16 protein-coding genes and 1 tRNA gene are annotated in these 20,690 nt (G+C 41.8%); 7 read left to right on the top strand and 10 right to left on the bottom strand.

The window, feature by feature from the left end; all coding sequences use genetic code 11:
- Positions 1-68: 68 nt before the first annotated feature.
- The gene (locus tag NH462_RS10090; protein WP_102057465.1) at positions 69-476 is read right to left on the bottom strand and encodes a diacylglycerol kinase; all 408 of its coding nucleotides are present in this window, start codon (positions 474-476) and stop codon (positions 69-71) included.
- 243 nt (positions 477-719) lie between these two features.
- Here NH462_RS10090 and cysE point away from each other — a divergent pair, with 243 nt between their 5' ends.
- Positions 720-1,541, top strand: coding sequence for a serine O-acetyltransferase (gene cysE / locus NH462_RS10085; protein WP_045987778.1), 822 nt, complete (start codon positions 720-722; stop codon positions 1,539-1,541).
- 49 nt (positions 1,542-1,590) lie between these two features.
- Here the strand turns inward: cysE and xseA are convergent, their stop codons facing one another.
- Positions 1,591-2,928 (bottom strand): exodeoxyribonuclease VII large subunit, encoded by a 1,338-nt coding sequence (xseA, locus tag NH462_RS10080; protein WP_253105609.1) that lies wholly within the window; start codon positions 2,926-2,928, stop codon positions 1,591-1,593.
- Between the two features lie 131 nt (positions 2,929-3,059).
- On the opposite strand from xseA, the gene guaB reads away from it, so the two are divergent.
- Both guaB and guaA read left to right on the top strand, forming a co-directional pair.
- Positions 3,060-4,529 carry an IMP dehydrogenase gene (guaB, locus tag NH462_RS10075; RefSeq protein WP_017216512.1) on the top strand — a complete coding sequence of 490 codons (1,470 nt, stop codon included), beginning with the start codon at positions 3,060-3,062 and terminating at the stop codon, positions 4,527-4,529.
- A gap of 105 nt (positions 4,530-4,634) precedes the next feature.
- A complete protein-coding gene (guaA, locus tag NH462_RS10070) occupies positions 4,635-6,209 on the top strand; it encodes a glutamine-hydrolyzing GMP synthase (RefSeq protein ID WP_010374640.1) in 1,575 nt (524 codons plus the stop codon).
- A gap of 434 nt (positions 6,210-6,643) precedes the next feature.
- On the opposite strand, the gene NH462_RS10065 is transcribed toward guaA, so the two are convergent.
- Positions 6,644-7,564 carry a hypothetical protein gene (locus tag NH462_RS10065; protein WP_253105608.1) on the bottom strand — a complete coding sequence of 307 codons (921 nt, stop codon included), beginning with the start codon at positions 7,562-7,564 and terminating at the stop codon, positions 6,644-6,646.
- A gap of 162 nt (positions 7,565-7,726) precedes the next feature.
- On the opposite strand from NH462_RS10065, the gene NH462_RS10060 reads away from it, so the two are divergent.
- Positions 7,727-8,770, top strand: a complete 1,044-nt coding sequence (locus NH462_RS10060) for an IS110 family transposase (RefSeq protein WP_010378863.1) — start codon at positions 7,727-7,729, stop codon at positions 8,768-8,770.
- Positions 8,771-9,253: 483 nt separating this feature from the next.
- Here NH462_RS10060 and NH462_RS10055 read toward each other — a convergent pair whose 3' ends face one another.
- The 5 genes from NH462_RS10055 to NH462_RS10030 all read right to left on the bottom strand — a co-directional run bounded on the left by NH462_RS10055 (position 9,254) and on the right by NH462_RS10030 (position 12,462).
- Entirely contained in the window at positions 9,254-9,517 is a 264-nt protein-coding gene (locus NH462_RS10055; protein ID WP_253105607.1) for a hypothetical protein, read from the bottom strand.
- Complete coding sequence (locus tag NH462_RS10050) at positions 9,514-10,056, bottom strand: hypothetical protein (protein WP_253105606.1); 543 nt, start codon at positions 10,054-10,056, stop codon at positions 9,514-9,516. Before NH462_RS10050 ends, NH462_RS10055 begins: the two co-directional genes overlap by 4 nt.
- A gap of 133 nt (positions 10,057-10,189) precedes the next feature.
- A complete protein-coding gene (locus tag NH462_RS10045; protein ID WP_253105605.1) occupies positions 10,190-10,423 on the bottom strand; it encodes a hypothetical protein in 234 nt (77 codons plus the stop codon).
- 150 nt (positions 10,424-10,573) lie between these two features.
- Entirely contained in the window at positions 10,574-11,836 is a 1,263-nt protein-coding gene (locus NH462_RS10035; RefSeq protein WP_253105604.1) for an HNH endonuclease, read from the bottom strand.
- Positions 11,837-11,922: 86 nt separating this feature from the next.
- A complete protein-coding gene (locus NH462_RS10030; protein WP_253105603.1) occupies positions 11,923-12,462 on the bottom strand; it encodes a hypothetical protein in 540 nt (179 codons plus the stop codon).
- Positions 12,463-13,893: 1,431 nt separating this feature from the next.
- Here NH462_RS10030 and NH462_RS10025 point away from each other — a divergent pair.
- The 3 genes from NH462_RS10025 to rimI all read left to right on the top strand — a co-directional run bounded on the left by NH462_RS10025 (position 13,894) and on the right by rimI (position 14,767).
- A tRNA-Trp gene (locus tag NH462_RS10025) sits at positions 13,894-13,970 on the top strand.
- Positions 13,971-14,034: 64 nt separating this feature from the next.
- The gene (locus tag NH462_RS10020) at positions 14,035-14,331 is read left to right on the top strand and encodes a hypothetical protein (RefSeq protein WP_253105602.1); all 297 of its coding nucleotides are present in this window, start codon (positions 14,035-14,037) and stop codon (positions 14,329-14,331) included.
- Entirely contained in the window at positions 14,321-14,767 is a 447-nt protein-coding gene (gene rimI, locus NH462_RS10015) for a ribosomal protein S18-alanine N-acetyltransferase (protein WP_253105601.1), read from the top strand. Before NH462_RS10020 ends, rimI begins: the two co-directional genes overlap by 11 nt.
- Here rimI and NH462_RS10010 read toward each other — a convergent pair.
- Entirely contained in the window at positions 14,759-17,440 is a 2,682-nt protein-coding gene (locus NH462_RS10010) for an ATP-binding protein (protein ID WP_253105600.1), read from the bottom strand. The genes rimI and NH462_RS10010 overlap by 9 nt on opposite strands.
- A gap of 185 nt (positions 17,441-17,625) precedes the next feature.
- Positions 17,626-20,550 carry a TonB-dependent receptor gene (locus tag NH462_RS10005; RefSeq protein WP_253105599.1) on the bottom strand — a complete coding sequence of 975 codons (2,925 nt, stop codon included), beginning with the start codon at positions 20,548-20,550 and terminating at the stop codon, positions 17,626-17,628.
- Positions 20,551-20,690 lie beyond the last annotated feature (140 nt).

Genomic DNA, 20,690 nt, shown 5'->3' with positions numbered 1-20,690 from the left:
TTCAGCTTAATAAAAATGGCGGCTAAAAATTTAGCTGCCATTTTTTTGTGTCAAAACCACGCGTAATTTTAGGTTATGGTGTTGAACCACTCCACTGCGGCAGCTATCCAAATTAATGAGCTAATTAATAATGTCAGCGTAACGGCCGCTGATGCCATATCTTTTGCACGACCAGATAGTAAGTGATGCTCTGTACTCACTCGATCTGTCAGTGCTTCGATTGCCGAGTTGATAAGTTCTATGACCAATATCAACAGTACACTACCGACCAATAAGGCCCACTGAGCAATACTTTGCGCCAATATGATTGATAAAGGAAGACTTGCCACCAGTAACCACGTTTCTTGTCTAAATGCCGACTCTTCTTTATAGGCCGCTTTCATTCCTTTCGCTGAGCAATGCGTTGCTTTGACTATCCGCGCAAGCCCTGTGCCATTTGGTTTGTTGGTATCCGTTGTCTTGATCTTTATCGACATATTAGCGATCCCGCGTTGGTAGTATTCAATGGAGCGTTATTATACGAAGATCTGTTCAGTTCGACAGTGCAAAATTGTAAGAATCTTTGGTCCAACTGAAGGCGTTTAAAACCGGACTAAAATATGTTGGTTGGTTATTAGATATAACCAAGTGTTTGAAGCCTGATTTTTTATAATACATGACACTTAATGACTCTAAGCGTTACACTATGAGAAGTATCAGTATTATCGGAAGTTCGTCACATGAGACATGAGATTTGGAATAAGTTACGCGAAGAAGCCAATGAATTGGTTGCTCGCGAACCATTGCTTGCTAGTCACGTTTACTCGAGTATTTTAAATCACGAGTGTCTTGGTTCTGCATTAAGCTTTATCGTTGCGAATAAGCTAGCGGATGCCGTGGTGTCAGCATTTACAATTCGCGAGCTGTTTGATCAGGCCTTTGTGCACTGCGATACCATGCTGACTCATGTTGCACATGATATAAAAGCCGTTAAAGATCGCGACCCAGCTGCCGATAGTTATCTCAACGTAATTTTAAATCTGAAAGGTTTTCATGCAATCCAAGCACATCGATTGGCATACTGCTTATGGCGTCAAGACAGAAAAGAGCTGGCTCGCTTTATACAGAGCAGAACCTCTGAAGTATTCGGTGTTGACATCCATCCTGCTTGTAAAGTCGGTCATGGTATTATGTTTGACCATGCGACTGGTATAGTCATTGGTGAAACCGCGGTTATTGAAGATAATGTTTCTATTCTGCAATCAGTCACACTTGGTGGTACGGGTAACGAGCAGGGTGATCGTCACCCGAAAATCCGCGCCGGTGTATTGATTGGTGCTGGTGCCAAAGTACTTGGCAACATTGAAGTAGGAGAGGGCGCTCGAATTGGAGCAGGTTCCGTTGTACTCAGCCCTGTTGCACCGCACACTACGGTAGTGGGGATCCCAGCTAAGGTCGTCGGTAAGCCATCGTGCCCATGTCCTGCAGAGAGTATGAACCAAAACTTCCTAGAAGATGATGATAAGCTCGAAAATGAGTCAATCACCTCAGCGATGTTGTAAGGTTATTAGATTAAAAATGGGGAAATCGCTTCCCCATTTTTATATCCGCTTATTGGGTTGCTTTTACCATAGACACCACCTCACCATCAGCCAGTTGTGTGATTATCGGCTTTTCTGGGTCGATATCCGCCACTGACTTAATCACTTTATCTTCTTGCTTGGCAATACTATAGCCCCGAGCTAATACCGCCAGTGGACTGACGCTGTCTAGTTTTGCGCTTGATACCGCGAGTTGATGTCTATGTGTGTTAAGCTTTTGCTCCATTGCATACTGTAACTTATCACCGAGTTGTGCGACCAATTGTTTGAACTGAGCGATTCTTTGCTCTGGATGTAATCGATCAAATCGATGTTGCAGCAAATGAAATTGCGATTGCTTTTGACGTAAGTGATGGGCTTGAGCACGAATTAATCGCTGCTCTAATTCATCAACTCGCTGTGTTTGCTGCATTAGTTGATTTTTAGGGTGTTGTAACTGCAGTCGGGCTTCAAAGTTTGCTAATCGCTGTGATGCACCTTCAAGGCGACGTTTAAAAGCTTGATTGAGATATTGTAGTAACTGCGAAGTACGTTGTTTTAACGCTTCTGAGTCTGGGCTCACTAATTCGGCGGCCGCCGATGGAGTTGGCGCTCTGACATCTGCAACATAGTCGGAAATGGTAGTATCTATTTCATGGCCCACTGCGCTTATCACCGGAATTGAGCTGGCAAAAATAGCCCTTGCGACTGATTCCTCGTTAAAGCTCCATAAGTCTTCTAATGAGCCGCCACCTCTGCCAACGATCAATACGTCTACCTCGCGTCTAGCATTCGCTTGAGCGATTTGTTTGCAAATCTGCTGTTTGGCGTCATCGCCTTGCACTAGGGCCGGATAAATAACGACCTGTAACTGCGGGGCACGGCGTTTGAGTACGGTCAAAATATCCTTGATGGCAGCGCCTGTCGCTGAGGTGACGACCCCCACGCGATTAATGACACTTGGCAAAGGCTTTTTGTGACTAGCTGAAAACAGGCCTTCTGCGGCTAGCTGCATTTTGAGGGCATCAAATTGCTGCTTGAGCAAACCTTCACCGGCAGGGGCCATTTGCTCGACTATCAGTTGATAGTCGCCTCGTGGCTCATACACTGACACTCTAGCTTGTACCATTACTTGCTGACCATTGGCAGGGCGGTGGTTACAGTAACGATTATTACCTCGCCACATGGCCGCTTTTATCTGTGCTTTGTCATCTTTTAGAGAAAAATACCAATGCCCTGAGGCCGGAGCAACAAAGTTTGAAATTTCTCCAGTAAGTTGTACAGAGGCAAAACCTTGTTCTAAGAGCGAGCGTATTTCTCTGTTAAGTCTTGATACAGAATAGGTTTTATTATTATTGGGGTATCCCATGTTGGCCTCCATAAAAAATTCACAGTCACTTTATCACATTTTTTGCTAAATTTTATTTACTCCCATAAGGAACGCTGATAAAATTCGCACGCAATTCCTTATACTCAGTTCACTTGAGAGAAGCCGCGAACATGCTAAGAATTGCAAAAGAAGCCCTTACCTTTGACGACGTACTTTTAGTACCAGCTCATTCAACTGTTCTTCCTCACACAGCAAACCTGAAAACGCGTTTGACTCGTGGGATTGAATTAAACTTACCGCTTGTTTCCGCTTCAATGGATACAGTGACAGAAGCGCGCTTAGCGATCGCTCTGGCACAAGAAGGTGGTATTGGTTTTATCCACAAAAACATGACTATCGAAGAGCAAGCTCGCAACGTACGTAAAGTTAAGACGTATGAAGCGGGTATTATCTCTTTCCCTGTGACGGTTACTTCTGATCTTACGATTGCAGAAGCAATGGAGCTTGCACAGGACAAAGGGTTCTCAGGTTTCCCGGTTGTTGGTGCAAACAACCAACTTGAAGGCATTGTAACTAGCCGTGATATGCGTTTCGAAACTAAGCTAGAAAAAGCAGTTTCAACGGTCATGACTAAGAAAGATGACTTAGTGACAGTAAAAGAAGGCGCATCTCGTGAAGAGATCCTTGGCCTAATGCACGAACACCGTATCGAAAAAATCTTAGTGGTTGATGATGCATTTGCACTAAAAGGCATGATCACTGTTAAGGATTACCAAAAAGCGCAAGATAAACCAAACGCATGTAAAGATGAGCAAGGCCGTCTTCGTGTTGGTGCTGCTGTTGGTGTTGGTGCTGGTACTGATGAGCGTATTGCTGCTTTAGTTGATGCGGGTGTTGATGTACTTCTAATCGATACTTCTCACGGCCATTCTCAAGGTGTTATTGACCGTGTTAAAGCGACACGTGAAGTATATCCAGAACTACAAATCGTTGCAGGTAACGTAGCAACAGCTGAAGGTGCAATTGCATTGGCTGATGCTGGTGCAGATGCCGTTAAAGTGGGGATCGGCCCAGGTTCTATCTGTACTACTCGTATCGTTACTGGTTGTGGTGTACCACAAATTACTGCTATCTCTGATGCAGTAGAAGGCCTTAAAGGTCGTGATATTCCAGTGATTGCTGACGGTGGTATCCGTTTCTCTGGTGATATCGTAAAAGCGCTAGTTGCGGGTGCTTCATGCGTAATGGTAGGTTCAATGCTGGCGGGTACTGAAGAGTCTCCTGGTGAAGTTGAACTATACCAAGGCCGTTACTACAAGTCTTACCGTGGTATGGGTTCTCTTGGTGCGATGAACCAAAAAGAAGGTTCGTCTGACCGTTACTTCCAGAAGAGCGATGCTGCTGACAAACTAGTACCTGAAGGTATCGAAGGTCGCGTAGCATACAAAGGACCAATCGCAACGATTATCCATCAGCAAATCGGTGGTATTCGCAGTGCAATGGGTCTAACAGGTTGTGCAACTATCACTGAATTAAATACTAAGCCGCAGTTTGTTCGTGTGACTTCTGCGGGTATGGGTGAGTCTCACGTACATGACGTGCAGATCACCAAAGAGGCGCCTAACTACCGTATGGGTTAAGCCTCAAGGCGTGTTTCTGGGCTAGCAAGTTGCTAGCCCTTATTACTTTTGATAGAGACGCAATGCGGCTTTATCCTGTTTAGTTCCTAACTAACGAGATTATCAATGAGCAAAGATATCCACGATTCCCGAATTTTGATCTTAGACTTTGGTTCGCAATACACTCAGCTAATTGCACGTCGTGTACGTGAAATTGGTGTTTACTGTGAACTTTGGGCTTGGGATGTGACAGAAGAGCAAATCCGTGAGTTCAATCCTCAAGGTATCATTCTATCAGGTGGCCCAGAGTCAACAACGCTTGAAGGTAGCCCAAAAGCACCAGATTACGTATTCGAAGCCGGTGTGCCTGTACTGGGTATCTGTTACGGTATGCAGACGATGGCAATGCAGCTTGGTGGTCAGGTACATAGCTCAGATAAAAAAGAATTCGGCTACGCAAAAGTAGAGAAAGTAGGTGACTGTAAGCTATTCGAAGCGATTGAAGATCACATCGAAGATGGTGCAGGTTTCCTAGACGTGTGGATGAGCCATGGCGATAAAGTTGCTAAAATTCCAGATACGTTCAAAACTTCAGCGAAAACGGATACTTGCCCTCATGCGGCAATGTCTTGGGAAGAAAAGCGTTTCTATGGTGTACAGTTCCATCCAGAAGTAACGCACACTCAGCAAGGTTTGCGTTTACTAGAGCGCTTTGCAATTGATATCTGTGGTTGTGAAAAACTATGGACGCCTGAGCAAATCATTGAAGATGCAATTGAGCGTATCAAAGAGAAAGTAGGGGATGACGAAGTTATCCTTGGCTTATCTGGTGGTGTTGATTCATCAGTGGTTGCAATGCTTATTCACCGTGCGATTGGCGATAAGCTAACCTGTGTATTTGTTGATAATGGCCTGCTGCGCTTGAACGAAGGCCAGCAAGTAATGGATATGTTCGGTGATAAGTTTGGTCTGAACATCATTAAGGTAGAAGCTGAAGAGCGTTTCCTTAACGCGCTTAACGGCTTAAACGACCCAGAAGACAAACGTAAAGCAATCGGTCACACCTTTATTGAAGTGTTCGATGAGCAAGCCAGCCAGCGCCTAAACGCGAAATGGCTAGCACAAGGTACAATTTACCCTGATGTTATCGAATCGGCAGCATCAAAAACCGGTAAAGCGCATGTGATCAAATCTCACCACAACGTGGGTGGATTACCTGAAGATATGGAGCTTGGTCTGGTTGAGCCACTGCGTGAACTATTTAAAGACGAAGTTCGCAAGATTGGTCTAGAGCTTGGCCTACCATATGACATGCTTTATCGTCACCCGTTCCCAGGTCCAGGTCTTGGTGTTCGTGTACTTGGTGAAATCAAGAAAGAATACTGTGACTTACTGCGCCGTGCTGACGCTATCTTCATTGAAGAGCTACATAAAGCGGATCTATACCACAAAGTGTCTCAGGCATTCGCCGTGTTCCTACCAGTACGCTCTGTTGGCGTGATGGGCGATGCACGTAAATACGATTGGGTGATCTCACTACGTTGTGTTGAAACTATCGACTTTATGACAGCACGTTGGTCGCATTTACCATACGAGCTACTAGGCCACGTTTCAAACCGTATCATCAACGAAATTGATGGTATTTCTCGCGTGGTTTACGATGTATCAGGTAAGCCGCCAGCGACAATCGAGTGGGAATAGGCTTGGTTGTAAAAACCTAACCTAGCTTTCGTTAGATTAATAAAAGGCCAGCCAGTATTTCTGACTGGCCTTTTTTATGAATTTTTACTTTCTTAAAAAGCCTTGCGGAGGTATTTGGTTTCTTCGCAGTGATGTTCATCGTGATGCTGGCCTGCTATTTTTTGGGCTGTGGCTACAATAGTACCTGACCACATTTTCATATATATCAAACCGATTATGGTGAAGCTGTAACTTGTTTCTGGACAGAAGCGTGTTATGGAAGAAGGACAGTTGTGTGCCAACAACCGCCGTTCGGCTAGTAGAGTGCAATTCTCCTGACTTTTTGGAAGCAGACGCTCGGTAACGCCGCAAATAAACGGCTAATAATAGTTGGCTAAAATATGTGAGGTACGAACAAAGCCAACTGTTTTTTGTCCGTACTTAAATTTACTTTGTTAGCCCTGCTCTGAACTACAAGTGCAGCAGCAACCAGTCTCATAGCTAATCACATTTCCCGGACAGTCGTCTGCTGTACAGTCGGTTCTTGTAACAGGGTGCAAGCTATCACATACGAAGCAATATAAGTGCTCTGAATCTGGCTCATTAGGCTGCAATACAGCATATTTCGGTTCGATCATTTCGTACTTTTCGCTTTCATAATGACATTCTGGACATAAATACAATCGCTGTCGTTTATCTATTTTGAAAAACCTTTTTATCTGAGATCGTGTCAAGAAATTGAAAACCGTCAGAAACTCTTTAGCGATAAGCCCGTTCACATGATCGGTATCGAAATGCACATGAGTAGCAGGTGATTCAAAGAGAAAGTCCCTTCGTGTTGAAACCCAATTATCACTAGGATATAGATGCTCATGCACTTCAAGTAATATGGTAACAACATCCAGCGCGGATACATTTAACTCTCTATCGACAGTATGCATTGCTTTATTTCTAAGTTTTCTAACCTTTTCAAATAGGTTTACGAAATCATCATCAAGCTGAGAAGTTGAGGCAGTATTGTGCACCTTTATCAAATCTTGGGCATCTAATGCTCTGAAATCAGAGAAGCTAACACCAGAACCGTCTGGATCTTTTGGCCAGTCACTCGGGTTACCTGCAATAAGAAGATAAGGGCTAATTGAAACAAGCTTTCCTTTTAACGATAGCTCTACACCTTGCTGAACTATAATTAGCGCAGTCAATATTCTCTGTCGCGCCGTCTCCCAGAAGGCAATTTCATCTCCTTCATCTATATCAGAATAGCGTCCAGCATCATCTAGGGTTAACAAAAACGAGATTACAATATCCCACGCAAAATCAAACTGAGCCTTTGCCGCAGAATTAAATTCAGAGCTAGTAGGTATATCTTTAATCATTCTTAATTATGATTCCTTAGTCGCATGCTAGGGCTAACGCCTCAAACACCGGCGCAGCTTTGCTGCGTCCGAGTGCTTTGACTTGATACTTATTGAACCTTCTCCCCGAAGTTTAGCGAACAGCTAAACTTCAAGGCGACGAAACCCAAAGGAGAAAGCTCAATGAAATTCTATACTACTTTTCATAAATATTATTGCGGAATTGACCTTCATGCACGCATTTTATACGTTTGCATTATTGATGAGCGTGGTAATAAAGTTGTTCATCAGAAAATAAAAGCTGATAAACATGAATTACTTAGACTGATTTCGCCCTATCTCGAAGATATCGTTATCGGTGTTGAATGCATGCATTGTTGGTATTGGGTGAGTGATTTATGTGCTGAACATGATATTGATTTTGTGCTTGGTCACGCGCTTTACATGAAAGCTATTCACGGTGGTAAAGCCAAAAACGATAAGATTGACTCTTATAAAATCGCTAGTCTATTGCGTGGTGGCAACTTCCCGCTGGCTTACAATTATCCTGCTAATATGCGTTCAACACGCGATTTACTTCGCAGACGAACGCGACTGGTTCAGCATGGCGCACAACTGAAAGCGCATATAGTTAACACAAATAGCCAGTACAACTACCCGCCACTCGAATTACACATGAAAAACAAATGTGTTCGACAAGAATTCCAAACGCGTTTTGACGACCAAGCCGTACAACGCAATGTTAACTTTGATTTAGCCATCCTCGATGCCTACGCAGAAGAGCTTAAAAAACTTGAATATTATTTAGAGAGCAAAGCTAAAAAGCATCAACCAAACTATTACGCACAACTGCGAACCATACCAGGTATTGGTCTTATTCTAGCCATGACTATTTTGTATGAAATTGGTGATATTAACCGCTTCGAGTCTGTTCAAAAATTTGCATCTTATTGTCGACTAGTTAAGTGCAAAGCAGAATCTGCTGGCAAAACCTATGGCACCAGCGGCAATAAAATTGGAAATGGACACTTGAAATGGGCGTTCAGTGAAGCCGCTGTACTTTATTTACGTGGAAATGACAAAGCTCGGTGCTACTTAAACAAATTACAAAAACGCATGAGCAAAGCCAAAGCACTTTCAGTGCTCGCCCATAAGCTCGGTCGTTGTGTTTATTTTATGCTTAAGAACAAAACGGTATTCGACGATGAACGCTTTTTAAAAAGCTAAGTCGCACAATGGGGTGAGCTCTACACCTAACTAGATAAGCACGAACAACCATGCATTATTTGTGTTTTTGTCAGTAATAGCTGAATTTTACAGGTAAGTGTTGTCGAAGTAATAAGCTATTTGGCCTTGATTAGACACCCCATTGGTGCGCATTTATTTAAGCAATGAATTGAATCGTTTACACCTTAGCTGAGCCTTTAACTAACTGGACGAATGAGCCATCCCCTTGAGTAGTGCAAGATTAAGGTTAACCGATGAATGTCTAGTGGCCCTAAACGATAAGTTGTATCGACTGATTTAGGCAGCGATGAGATCGCAATAAGAGACCCTCTATATGTGTTTGCCGTAAACGATTTAACGGCTAACCGACATAACGAAGTTGAACAGGTTTAAGCGTTGCCAATGCAAATTAGCTGCTTAAAAGCAGCTAAAAAGAATCGTTATGCTTACTTGACCGGATAAGGTTCATATGTGTTAGATGCTTTACACCACTATCTTTGCTAGCTTTAGCAGGCCGAAGGCTACTTGTTTGTATTGTGTGATAAGTTGTAATTTACGTTCATTGTCAGCTGTTGCAGCCTTCATTTCTTTTAAGAATGATGCGATTTCAGAAAGTTCATCTTCTGAAAATACTGCTTTAATCTCAGATATTGAATATGGCAAAATATTCGATGCTTTAATATATTCCGATGAAGCATTTTCGATATCTTCGCCATATGTGCTCATTACCTCATCCCATGCACTCATTTCTTTATCTCCTCTTCTATTGCCTTTTGGGTTTTATTGTCTAGCTCTAAGAATTTCTTCTCTAAATCTAGATCTATATTGGTCAACTTACTAATAAGCTCTGTTGTTTCCTTTCTATCCTCTGATAATTTTGTTGCGGAATATAGGTATGAAGTTACCTCATTGTTTACGCCCGACACCAAGTCATAATTATCCTCTATGGATTTTTTTATTTCTAAATTATCCTTTCGAAGCCTTTCGATAATATTTTCTCGAATGCCCGCAGCAATTATAGAAACTACTTTGTAGTCTGACTCGCTAGCAGGATCTTTTCCATTCTTGCTTTTGAATATATTTAGTGCTTTAGCATATATCTTGTCATAATCCGCATTAACCTTCGCTATCGAAAGGCGGTACACCTTATCCAAGGTTACAAAGTGCTGCTGTTTAAGCTTCTCAACTCCATCACTGACTCGCTGATTAAGTTGTGGTGAATTAGCAGGTACGCTTGTACATGCTGACAATACAAGCGCCATTAATATAACCAACATCTTTTTCACGGTAATCTCCTTTTTTAAGTTTTTGCATCTAACTTGTTTATAGCGAGCGAATCGCGCGTTTTTCTACCACAGCGTCGCTCGTTTTTCTGAATCACTCATTTGTAGCAAACTTCTTAATTAATTGCCATTACTACTAAAATGCAGTTGTTCTAGCTTTTGTCTCAAGACAAAAACGAGCGATTGGGTCGCTTTCCTGAATATGCAAGCAATATACTTTGACGAAATAGAAAAGCAATTTTGAATGGCCGAAGTTCGCTCTTTTTAGTAATTCGTCTAAACACGTTTTGGGGCAAAGGCGAGTCACTGGATAACTCGCCAAAGGACAAAAATGACCTAGGTCGTCGGCTGTATTAGATGAATTTCGCATACAAATTTCCATGGGCTTAGCGCCCTGTTAAGGTGTGAGCAACGCAATACCGAAGCTTCCGCATACCACCTTAAACACTAAACGCAACGCATAGTAAAAATGCCACGCGTTGCGAATCACTCTTAAACAGTTTGTTAAGGCTCAAACCGTTTAAGAGCTAAAATTGATTGAAACTTCAATTTTCTTCATTTCATTGTTAATGTGTGACTTATACTTCCAACCAACGTTTGGAGAATATTGCGGGAAAACTTTAAATAACACCTCAAGCTCACTTTCTGTACAATAGCTAATTTCGTCCTTATCGGAATATGGTAAAATGAAAAAGAAACTATAGAATCCTACCTTAAGCTCAGCCATAGCATGGGGAGTGCTTAAACTATCGTTGGTCCTTGTCATAACAATAATTCTTGGTTTACTTACATAGAACTCTGGTGTCATTCTTAAACCTACAAGAGGCAAGCGATGACCTGCATTATTTTCGTTTTTTAACCAATCTAATGTCAATTCTAATGACTCTAATTCTTCTGTATCTATTACTGATAGTGCTATTTTACACAAAGCCTTATAAAAATAATTATCACTATAATATTCATTTGACTTTAACTTTATCGAACCACTTCCATCCTCATTCATGAACATGTTTTCAGAATAAACCTGAGACAATCCGTCACGATGAAATGCATATCCATTTTGATATTTAATAAAAGGAAAACCTTCTTTAGACTTAACACCATCTATTACTCTAAAAAAGTTAAAATATTCAACTAAAGACTTCTCATACGTCTTACCAAAAAAATGATTACATGTGTCACATTCGTCAGCGCAAATAATATTTTTATTACCAAGACTCTCGGGTATCGCATGAGCTACTTTTTTAAAGGTAACACCTGTATAAGTGGTCTCTCCACAAAATCTACATTTACGATCCTTCTTTCTTGCTGGTCCTATTAGAATTCTTAGATCAACTCGTGGGCTAAAAAATCTATAGTTATAAGCTTGTTTTTTAAATGCGCAAAGATCATCACTACTAAGTTTCCCAAGATCGGGAATTGAAAATGAGTTGCTCGATAATACTGCGTTGATAACCCTTATTTCATCTATTGTAGAATCAATTTTTTTGCTCAATAAAGCAAAGCCTTCACCACACTCCATTTTAGAAATAGCACTATTCAACTGGTTAATTTGTGGAATATATCTTTCAAACTTCTTAGTATATAGCCTCACTTCCTCCTTCATTTTCATTGTTACATAATGAATTTCACTATCGTAAACAAAACGTTTATTCTTAACTTCAAAGAAAATAGAGTGCAGTTCATAAAGAGCTCCCATACTCTTCTCATTGTTTGCTTCAACTCTAAGTTCAAATCCTCCACTTAGAGTATGAAAATGATACTCCAATTTATCAATCTTCATAATTTCTTATCTCGTATCTTATACCGAGCCTTAACGCCTAGCTCACAGGAAAATTGGGAGCGCAGCGAGTAATTTTTCCTGTGCAGCTACTTGTTAGATTTTCTTGTGGCACGAGCTTTTTCTCTGCTCTTAATTAGACCACTCTCGTATTTCTCGTAGCTTTTGGTTGTTAAATTAGTGCGTACTTGAAATAACTCTTTAAAGTGATCTTCAAAATCACGCTCGAATGTTGCAGGACTCACTACCAAATCATGGACAGCGTCTGCAAGATGCCCAATCAGTGAAAACTTGAATTGTAGAGATTGAAAGTTTTCTTTGTTGATTAGCTTGTATTTATCTGGCTCCACGGCTGTTTCGTCGCTGTTAAATGGGTAAATCCATTGCCCATGGGCCAGCTTATTTCTTATTTCAATTATGATACGTAGCTCATTAGATAGCACATCATGTAAGGCTCCTCTCCTCGCAGCGTGTGCTACACCAAGAGAGCGTTCATCAAGAGGTGCTTTTGTTATTCTGTGATGCTTTCTAAAAGCCAAATCGATAGTTTCTTGCCACTGTTCAAGCTGGGACGATTTATCTGTGATCTTGGCTCTTTCTATTTCGTTAAAACCAAATTCTTCGTGCAATAACTTTCTTAATCTAGTCTCTGCCCACGCCCCAATCAAAAAGGAGTATAGACGTAGTAACGATCTTAAGCTTTGCTGAGGGTCCTTGGATGCGATTTCTGAACGAGCCATTCGGCCAGTGTGACTTATTGCTAATTCGAGTTCTCGTAGATTAGCTACATGTTGCATGTAAATTTTAGAAGGGTTTCTAGACATGTTGAATTACCACCGCCAAAGTTTACTCATGGAATAAACTTTGGCGGTGAGGATTCGAACCTCACAAATACTCTCCTTGCGGAGTATGTTTTCCCTTACACCATCGCCCAGAAGCACTTTACTATATTCTCCTAAAATTGGAACAGTTCTACGAAAAAATCTAACAATTTCATATCGACCCAATGGGTCGTCTCTCTACCGAGTCATGGGTCATTAATCTCATTGTACCAGTTTTATCATAATAACTAACTTGTTGCTATACTGATATTTTTCATCATTATGAAAAGGATAAAAACGACCCTCGGGGTCGTTTTCTTGACTATAGGAGAAGTACGGCGAAACTGTATATAAATACAGTCAACTTTTAGAGCTAACTCAATGAGAGCTCGTTCGCCATTTTTAAACCATATCGTCAAATTTATGCTGACTAAGCAATATTCGGTTAGAACCGATGATACCCCGTTGAACAAAGTTTTCTAGCTTGTTTTGGGGCAGAAGCGGGTTTTAACAACAAGAGTCAGTACCGCTTACACTGACCCGATATTGAGGTAGAGTTACTTGCTCGAGGATTTACTCGGCTTTAGGCCTGGAGTGTTTCCAGGAGTTCTTTTGTTGTCACGTCGACGTTGATCTGGCTTGCCTGTTGATCTGGCAATTGGTTTTGGTCCTGGTTTCAAACCCATGATTTGATCTTTTTATTTAACGAGGTTATTCCTCGCTGTGTGATTTTTGAGCAGCATTGATGGTTTTCAAGGTTTGTATGAAAAATGATCAAAAAATATCCTCTAAGTTCTCTGCTGGTAACTCTCGGTTTGACGAACCACTTAAAATGTATGGTGATCAGTTGGAGGCATAAGATGGATAGAATTACCTCGGGTCCGCGACGGCTGAGTGTTGAAGAGATACAAGAGCTTCGTCGTGATATACAAGAATCTTCGGCCTAGGCCAAAGCTGAACTAAAACGCCGATGAGCAATAAAAAATCAAAAATTCTGCGCATGGTATAGATGATGGTATCGAGAACAGCTAGCTTTCTAACTAGCTGCTATGTAGATATATTTTCTTCTTGTTGATCTTCTAGTGGGAATAATGACTCTAAAATGAGTTAGCACCCGCTTAAGAAAAGGGCGAATATGATAAATATTCGCCATTTTGCTTGTTTTAGAAGCAGTTGAATCAAAAAAGTGATTTTTCACTTTACCTTTCAAAAAAGCGCTTTATAATGCGTCGACATTGCAGGGGCGTAGTTCCAATTGGTAGAACAGCGGTCTCCAAAACCGATGGTTGCGGGTTCGAGTCCTGCCGCCCCTGCCACTTCTTATTTTGCACTTCGCATTTTTTCAAAGTAAACTCCCTTAAAAAATTAAGCTGCTTAGCCATGAATCCGATTTACGCAGATATTCTTGATATTGTACCGCTAAAGCTAAATTCTACATTTGCACATCTTGACCCTAACGCTGTTGTTACTACTGCTGCAAATGAGCTTCAGCAAATAGCTTTACCGGCTGTTTTGTTGCAGGACTTTGAATTGGTGACGGGTAGAAAAATTGAGGTTGTCATGGGCAACACGATTGCACTTCAGGATAACCAATTGAGTTTGCCAAGTGCACAACTAAGTACGGCTCAAAAGCGTGAGTTGTGGCAAATAATCTGGAGTCAACAAGATGCAAGTTAAGCAAGGTGGTTTACTACAATTTCCACTTAATGAGATTATGCAAGTAGAACAAGCCTGTCATGCTTTTCCTTGGAGTGAGAAAACCATGCAGTCTTGCCTTCACGGTCGTTACTTTAATACGGCTATTGTCGATGGTAATACGCTGGTAGGCTTCTACGTTGCAGAGCGTGCGGGCCCAGACTTAACCTTGATGGATATTTGTATTCGTCCTAATTATCAAGGTAAGGGCTACGCGAAGCCACTCATGGAAGATTTGTTAGCGCAAGCGGAGAGCTTGCAGGCAGAAAATATCTTTCTTGAGGTAAGAGCGTCAAACACTACGGCAATCGCGTTATATCATCGCTATGGCTTTGTCGAAATGGGCTTGAGAAAAAACTACTACCCGAGCACTCATGGTCGTGAAGATGCAATGCTCATGGCTTTACCATTAGCCTAAGTGACTATTATCCGTTGGCTGGTCTATTGATAGGGTATAGCGCATAGCCTCAGTGAGCTTAAGCAAATAGTAATGGCGGTTACTATTTTGCGTTTTTTGCAAACTTGTTTCTAATTCCCCTGCGGCTTCATGAATATTCATAAAGCCAAAGCAACCCGCGCTGCCTTTGATACTATGTGCCAGTGCCCTTAAAGACTCCCATTCTTGTGTATCATAAAGCTTTTGCAGCTCAACTAGCTGTGACGGTAGCTTTTCGACATAATTACGACTTATTTGTAAGAACTTTTCGGTTTGTAACAAGGCATCCCATGAAGAAGACTTATCATTTTGAAGTTCAAGGTACTCTAGTAGCAGTTTACCTAGCAATTCTTTATCTATCGGCTTGCCTAGAGTGGCATCACACCCTGCTTTAATATGGTTGTCTATATCATGTTTCATCACGTTTGCGGTAAGTGCGATGATTGGTCCATCATACGCAGCATGTCTGAGCATTTGTGTTGCTTCTTCACCACCCATGACTGGCATTTGCATATCCATTAATATCAGTTGATAGTCTTCAACCAGCGCCATCTCAACCGCTTCAGCACCGTTATTAGCAATATCAGGAACTATGCCCCAGTTAGACAGTAGCAGTGTAATAAGCTCTTGGTTATCGGGGTTGTCTTCCGCAACAAGCACTTTGGCATCAAGCTCTTTTACCGCCGCAATATGGGTTTTACTGTTATCTGGTTGTTTTGGTCGCTCAAGTGCGTTTAGCCAAGAGTAAGAGCGCTCTTTGAAATTACCAGACACCTCAACAGAGAATAAGCTTCCTGTGCCTTGTTGGCTTTGAACATGCACGTCACCACCAAGCAATTGAGCTAAATTCTTTGAAATACAAAGGCCAAGCCCTGTGCCACCGAAGCGTCGAGTTGTTGTTGTGTCGGCTTGCTCAAAAGGCTTAAATGCGCGCTCTAGTTCGTTTTGAGACATGCCAATTCCGGTGTCTTTGATGCTAAAGATAAACTTTTCAGATTCAGGTCTAAACTCCACTTTTAAATGAACGCCACCGTACTCAGTAAATTTCACCGCATTTGTTGCGATGTTAAGCAAGATTTGTTTTAAGCGAGTAATGTCGGTGTAAAGCTTGTCAGGCAAGGGTAGAATAAATTCTGTGGAAAAGTTCAGTAGTTTTTCATTCGTCATCGGCTCAATGATGGATTCAATATCATTGATGAGTGGCATTACCAAGACCTCTGATTCTTCCACATCCAGCTTTTCAGCCTCAATTTTCGAAAGGTCTAAGATATTATTGATAAGTTCTAAAAGGTGTTTAGAGTTTCTTAAAATTGTGTCTAGGTGCTGTTTTGAGGTTGGAGAATTAGGATGCTGTATAAGCTGCTCAGTAAACCCCATGATAGCGGTCAGCGGGGTGCGTATCTCATGACTCATGTTAGCTAAAAAGCGGCTTTTAAGCTGGTTTGCCTGCTCGGCTTCTACAATAGCAACTTCTAGCTTGCTATTGGTTTCTTCTAATTCTTTGGTTCTATCTTCAACTTTTTCTTCCAAGTGCTCTTTGTAATCCTCAAGCTCTCGCTGAAAGGTACGAATTTGGCCGATCATATGGTTGAAATCTCGGAAAAGGATGCCAACTTCGTCACTGTTATGCTCAGGTAGCGCCACCATTAGGTCACCATCTCCGACTCTATGGCTCGCTTCCCCCAGTAATTCTATGGGGTTGAGCAACAGGTTGCGGACCACGATAAAAATCAAAATGGGCAAAGTAACTACAGATAGAATAACGATCAATGCAGTGATCAGACTAATAGTTTTACCTGAGCGGTAAAGTAGCGACTTAGGGATCGTAGAAATATAAAAGTAGCCTCCGCTTAGTTGCGCGCTGTAGGTCATCCTTTCTACATTATCAATACTATGAATAACGGTAGAGTCTAATTGCCCAAGGTCAGCAATATAGCCAATTTCTTCTATTTCACTGGCGCTTAAGTAGTGGCCAATGAGGTTCGTATCTGAGCTGAATAACACTTCACCATCAATGCTCACTAATAGGTTTAGCGTATTGTCGTAAGGTGCTTCGAGAATACTGGTACTTAAAAGAGAAGGAGAGACTTGTACGACGATATAACCTTGTTGTCTAGGTTGCTTGAGCTCGTAATCTACGCTGTATATTTGCTGGACAAAATACAGCTGTGTACCTGCACTTGAGGCAACCATAAATTGATGTTGGCGCAAGTTACTTTGCATGATTTGTTTGGCGAAAGGGTAGAGGTTTGGCGCTTCGCCTAAGTTACTGGAATAAAATGCGGAGCTTCTGCCATTGGGAGATAAAAGATTGATGCTGATAATATCTGGGTAGGCTTCACTATAACTGGCAAATACATCCATCAGTGCACCTAAACGTTTGGTTTTTTCCATCCTTTCAAGGTTGGCCGAATTAAGAAAGTCACTAAGTACTGGAGAGGTTGAGAGCAGTTTTGTTGTTGACTGGTAAATCTCAATATAATTGAACATCTTCTGCTGTTGTTGTTCAACGAAACGACTAACAATGAGCTTGGCTTGTTTTTGCGTTGAGCTAGTTACATTCGTGAGCGTAAATCCGCCAAGAAACAGCAAGGGTAATATCACAAGCGGGGTGATATACCAAAGGAGTCGAATACTTAACTTGCTTGTTTTCATGGATAACTAGCTGCCTTGCTACACGAAATCTTAATGACAAAAAAATTAACATGAGTATTAAATCATAAGCGGGGAGAGGTGAATACTCAAGTTTGTCCAATTGCGTCGAAAATACGATAAAAGGTGGGGGGGCTAAATAAAAAGCCTCCAAAAAGGAGGCTTTCGGATCGAAATTTTACAGCAGATTAGAAGTTATACTTCATACCTAGTGATAGACGACGACCTTTAACATCGAAGAATTCACCGTCATCGTATGTATAAGGTGTACGAGGCGGCTCTCTATCAAACACGTTATTTACACCAACACGTAGTTGTAGATCTTCAACCAAGTAAGTTTTATACATGAAATCTACAGTAGTATAAGAAGAAACCTCGTTGAAGTTGTTATCTTCAGGTGTCCACTCGTTATCTTCAACAGTGCTGTGGCGATAGTTTACTGTTACTACGTATGCAGAATCATCATGCGTGTATAGCGCGCTGAAACGGCCTTTCCAGCGTGGTGCGTCATCCGTTTCACCCATGTAGTTACGGAAGTCTTCCGCACGGCCTGTTGAGTTTTGGTTATCTTCAATCAAATAAGTCGCAGTTAGTTTAAGTGCAAACTCACCGTTTAATGCGTCAAATTTGTATGCAGATTCAAAGTCCATGCCTTTTTTGGTGATTTGTGCTGCGTTAATTGGACGCGCATAGTAGTTCTCAATTTCACCAGTATCTTTGTTACGAACAAAGTTACTACAGAACGGATTATCTAGAGAAGATGCTTCGTAGCATAGCTTAACACTGTCGCGACCAAAGTACTCAATTGCACCGTCGATTTCAAATGACCAGTAATCAACAGTAAGATCCAAGCCTTCAACAAACTCTGGCGTGTAAATTACACCGATAGTGTAGTCATTAGATACTTCGTTTTTCAGCTCAGTATTACCTTGAATGTAACCAGGTAAGCTACCACCAGATAACCATTCATCAGAAGGCATCCAACCAGCAGCTAGACCAGCAGCTTGACAGTTGTTGATGATGTTATCTCTGTACTTGTAGTCACTGCTTAATTCTGCAATTGAATCTGCGCGACAAATGTCTGCACGGCCTGAGCTATAAGTTTTAGAGTTTGGAGTAAACAGGTCACCTAGGTTTGGCGCACGTACCGATTTAGAACGGTTTACACGTACACGTAGTTCGTCAGTCACGCCCCAGTTTAGTGCTAGTTTCCAAGCATCGTCACCACCTGTTACAGAGTAATCCATGTAGCGGTATGCACCTTCAAAAGTAAGGTCAGTAGCTAGGAATTCATCCATCAGTAGCGGTACAGAAACCTCTGCTGAGAATTCTTTAACTTCGATTTCGCCATCCATAGGTAGGCTTGAGTTACCTTTAATAAGGCCCTGCTCCATGTTTTCAGATGGACGGATCTTAGCAACTTCACGGCGGTGCTCAGCTGTAAACGCTGCACTTACGTAACCTGCCGGTAATTCGAATAATACACCATCAACCGTTGCACCAAATACTGCTTGGTCGTGTCTTGCAAAACGAGTTGCAGTCGTTGAAATATAACCTAGTTGTTCCTGAGTTGCGCTTGTTGCACCCATTGGGTTGAATGGTACACAACCTTCACGTGCACCAGTCACGTTACCTTCAGCATCACGGGTAGCACACACAACTTGACCATCGATTAATACAGAGTCAATCGCATTAGCTAGGTTGTTTTTGTAAACTTCACCAGTCCACAGCGTGTCTTGTTCGATGCGACCGAATTGGAAGTATGTGCTGTAGCTCCAGTCATCGTTAATGATGCCTTCAGCACCAATTGATGAACGGAACACTTCACGCTCTTGGTTATACTTACGGTCACCCCATAAGTTTTCGTTTGCTTGATAAAGTGTTACAGAGTCTAGACCTGCGTCATCCATCACTTTACCCATGGCATCGTTTACAAATGCGCTATCGCGACGGATTGTGTGTGAGAAGAATGCAGGGCTACTTTCAGTCGTTGCTTCTGTCTTAGAATAAGTCGCATCAAATGTAAGTGCATGTTCATCATTCAGCTCATATGTACCGTAAAGAGTACCGATCATTCGCTCAAGTGGTGTGCGGAAATAATCTTTATAACCGTGTCTGAAGATAGCATCACCAGGGTTTGCTTCGTCATACGTGTAACGGCCAGCAGCACGCTTTGAAATAGCTGGGTTAGGATCATCGATTAGACCAAGACCGTAATCGAATGGACGCATTGTACCGTCTTCATCGAAAGTGAAGTGGTGGTTCTCAAACGCTTCACGTGTCTTTGTACCAGTCCAAGCAAAGAAGTCACCACGCTCTGAGTAATAGCCAAGCGCTGTTGGGTGATTAAACTCGATATCAGCAGGAATACCGTCACTACCACCTGTATTTGCAGGGTTAGAGATAGATCTCATGCCGCGCTTGAAGAAGTCACGGTCTAGTTTCGCGTAGCTTTCATTTTTGGTGTAGTTTAAAGAGGTAATGAAAGATAGCTTTTCTAGTTCTTGACCACCTGTAATAGAGAAGAAATATTCCTCACCACCGCTTTGTTCAGGCTTTACTGTAGACACATCAACTTCTACACCATCGAATGACTTTTTAGTGATGATGTTTACAACACCAGCTACAGCGTCAGCACCGTATACTGCTGCTGCGCCACCTGTTGCGATTTCTACGCGCTCAATAATAGAGGTAGGGATGTTGTTTAAATCTACTGCAGTGTCACCAACAGAACCAGGCACAAAACGACGACCATTAACTAGTACTAATGTACGCTCTGAACCTAAACCACGTAGGTCAGTTGTATTTAAGCCTGATGCATAGATATAGCTAGTAGTATTCTCTGGAGATAGGCCAACTGTTGCTTGAGGCATTTCAGCTAAAAGGTCATTTACGTTTGTGATGCCTTGGTTTTCAAGCTCCACACCACCGATAACGGTAACTGGAGTCGGCGAAGTTAGGTTGACACGTTTAATTCGAGAACCTGTAACTTGAATACGCTCTACTGATTTTGCTTCTGTCTGCTCGTTTGCAACAGCTACTGAACTACTTACGGCACCGGCCACTAAAGCAACTTGGATACCCGCGGTAACTAGATTTAACTTCTTCAACATTTTGACCCTTATTTACTTTGTTTATAACGACGGTCAACTCTTTCCATACATATGAAAGAGGAGATATCGCAATATAGGTGCAGCGTTTTTACCATAAACAATTGTTAAATATGGCTTTTGTCTAAATGTGTATGATGTTT

Source organism: Pseudoalteromonas sp. OANN1 (assembly GCF_024124685.1).
GTDB classification, from domain to species: Bacteria; Pseudomonadota; Gammaproteobacteria; order Enterobacterales; family Alteromonadaceae; genus Pseudoalteromonas; species Pseudoalteromonas piscicida.
Note: the sequence above shows the minus strand (reverse complement) of the source record. Positions and strands in the feature narration are given on the sequence as shown.

Coding starts and splice junctions, on each gene's coding strand:
- NH462_RS10090 (WP_102057465.1), bottom strand. CDS start 476: ATGTCGATAAAGATCAAGACAACGGATACCAACAAACCAAATGGCACA.
- cysE (WP_045987778.1), top strand. CDS start 720: ATGAGACATGAGATTTGGAATAAGTTACGCGAAGAAGCCAATGAATTG.
- xseA (WP_253105609.1), bottom strand. CDS start 2,928: ATGGGATACCCCAATAATAATAAAACCTATTCTGTATCAAGACTTAAC.
- guaB (WP_017216512.1), top strand. CDS start 3,060: ATGCTAAGAATTGCAAAAGAAGCCCTTACCTTTGACGACGTACTTTTA.
- guaA (WP_010374640.1), top strand. CDS start 4,635: ATGAGCAAAGATATCCACGATTCCCGAATTTTGATCTTAGACTTTGGT.
- NH462_RS10065 (WP_253105608.1), bottom strand. CDS start 7,564: ATGATTAAAGATATACCTACTAGCTCTGAATTTAATTCTGCGGCAAAG.
- NH462_RS10060 (WP_010378863.1), top strand. CDS start 7,727: ATGAAATTCTATACTACTTTTCATAAATATTATTGCGGAATTGACCTT.
- NH462_RS10055 (WP_253105607.1), bottom strand. CDS start 9,517: ATGAGTGCATGGGATGAGGTAATGAGCACATATGGCGAAGATATCGAA.
- NH462_RS10045 (WP_253105605.1), bottom strand. CDS start 10,423: ATGCGAAATTCATCTAATACAGCCGACGACCTAGGTCATTTTTGTCCT.
- NH462_RS10035 (WP_253105604.1), bottom strand. CDS start 11,836: ATGAAGATTGATAAATTGGAGTATCATTTTCATACTCTAAGTGGAGGA.
- NH462_RS10020 (WP_253105602.1), top strand. CDS start 14,035: ATGAATCCGATTTACGCAGATATTCTTGATATTGTACCGCTAAAGCTA.
- rimI (WP_253105601.1), top strand. CDS start 14,321: ATGCAAGTTAAGCAAGGTGGTTTACTACAATTTCCACTTAATGAGATT.
- NH462_RS10010 (WP_253105600.1), bottom strand. CDS start 17,440: ATGAAAACAAGCAAGTTAAGTATTCGACTCCTTTGGTATATCACCCCG.
- NH462_RS10005 (WP_253105599.1), bottom strand. CDS start 20,550: ATGTTGAAGAAGTTAAATCTAGTTACCGCGGGTATCCAAGTTGCTTTA.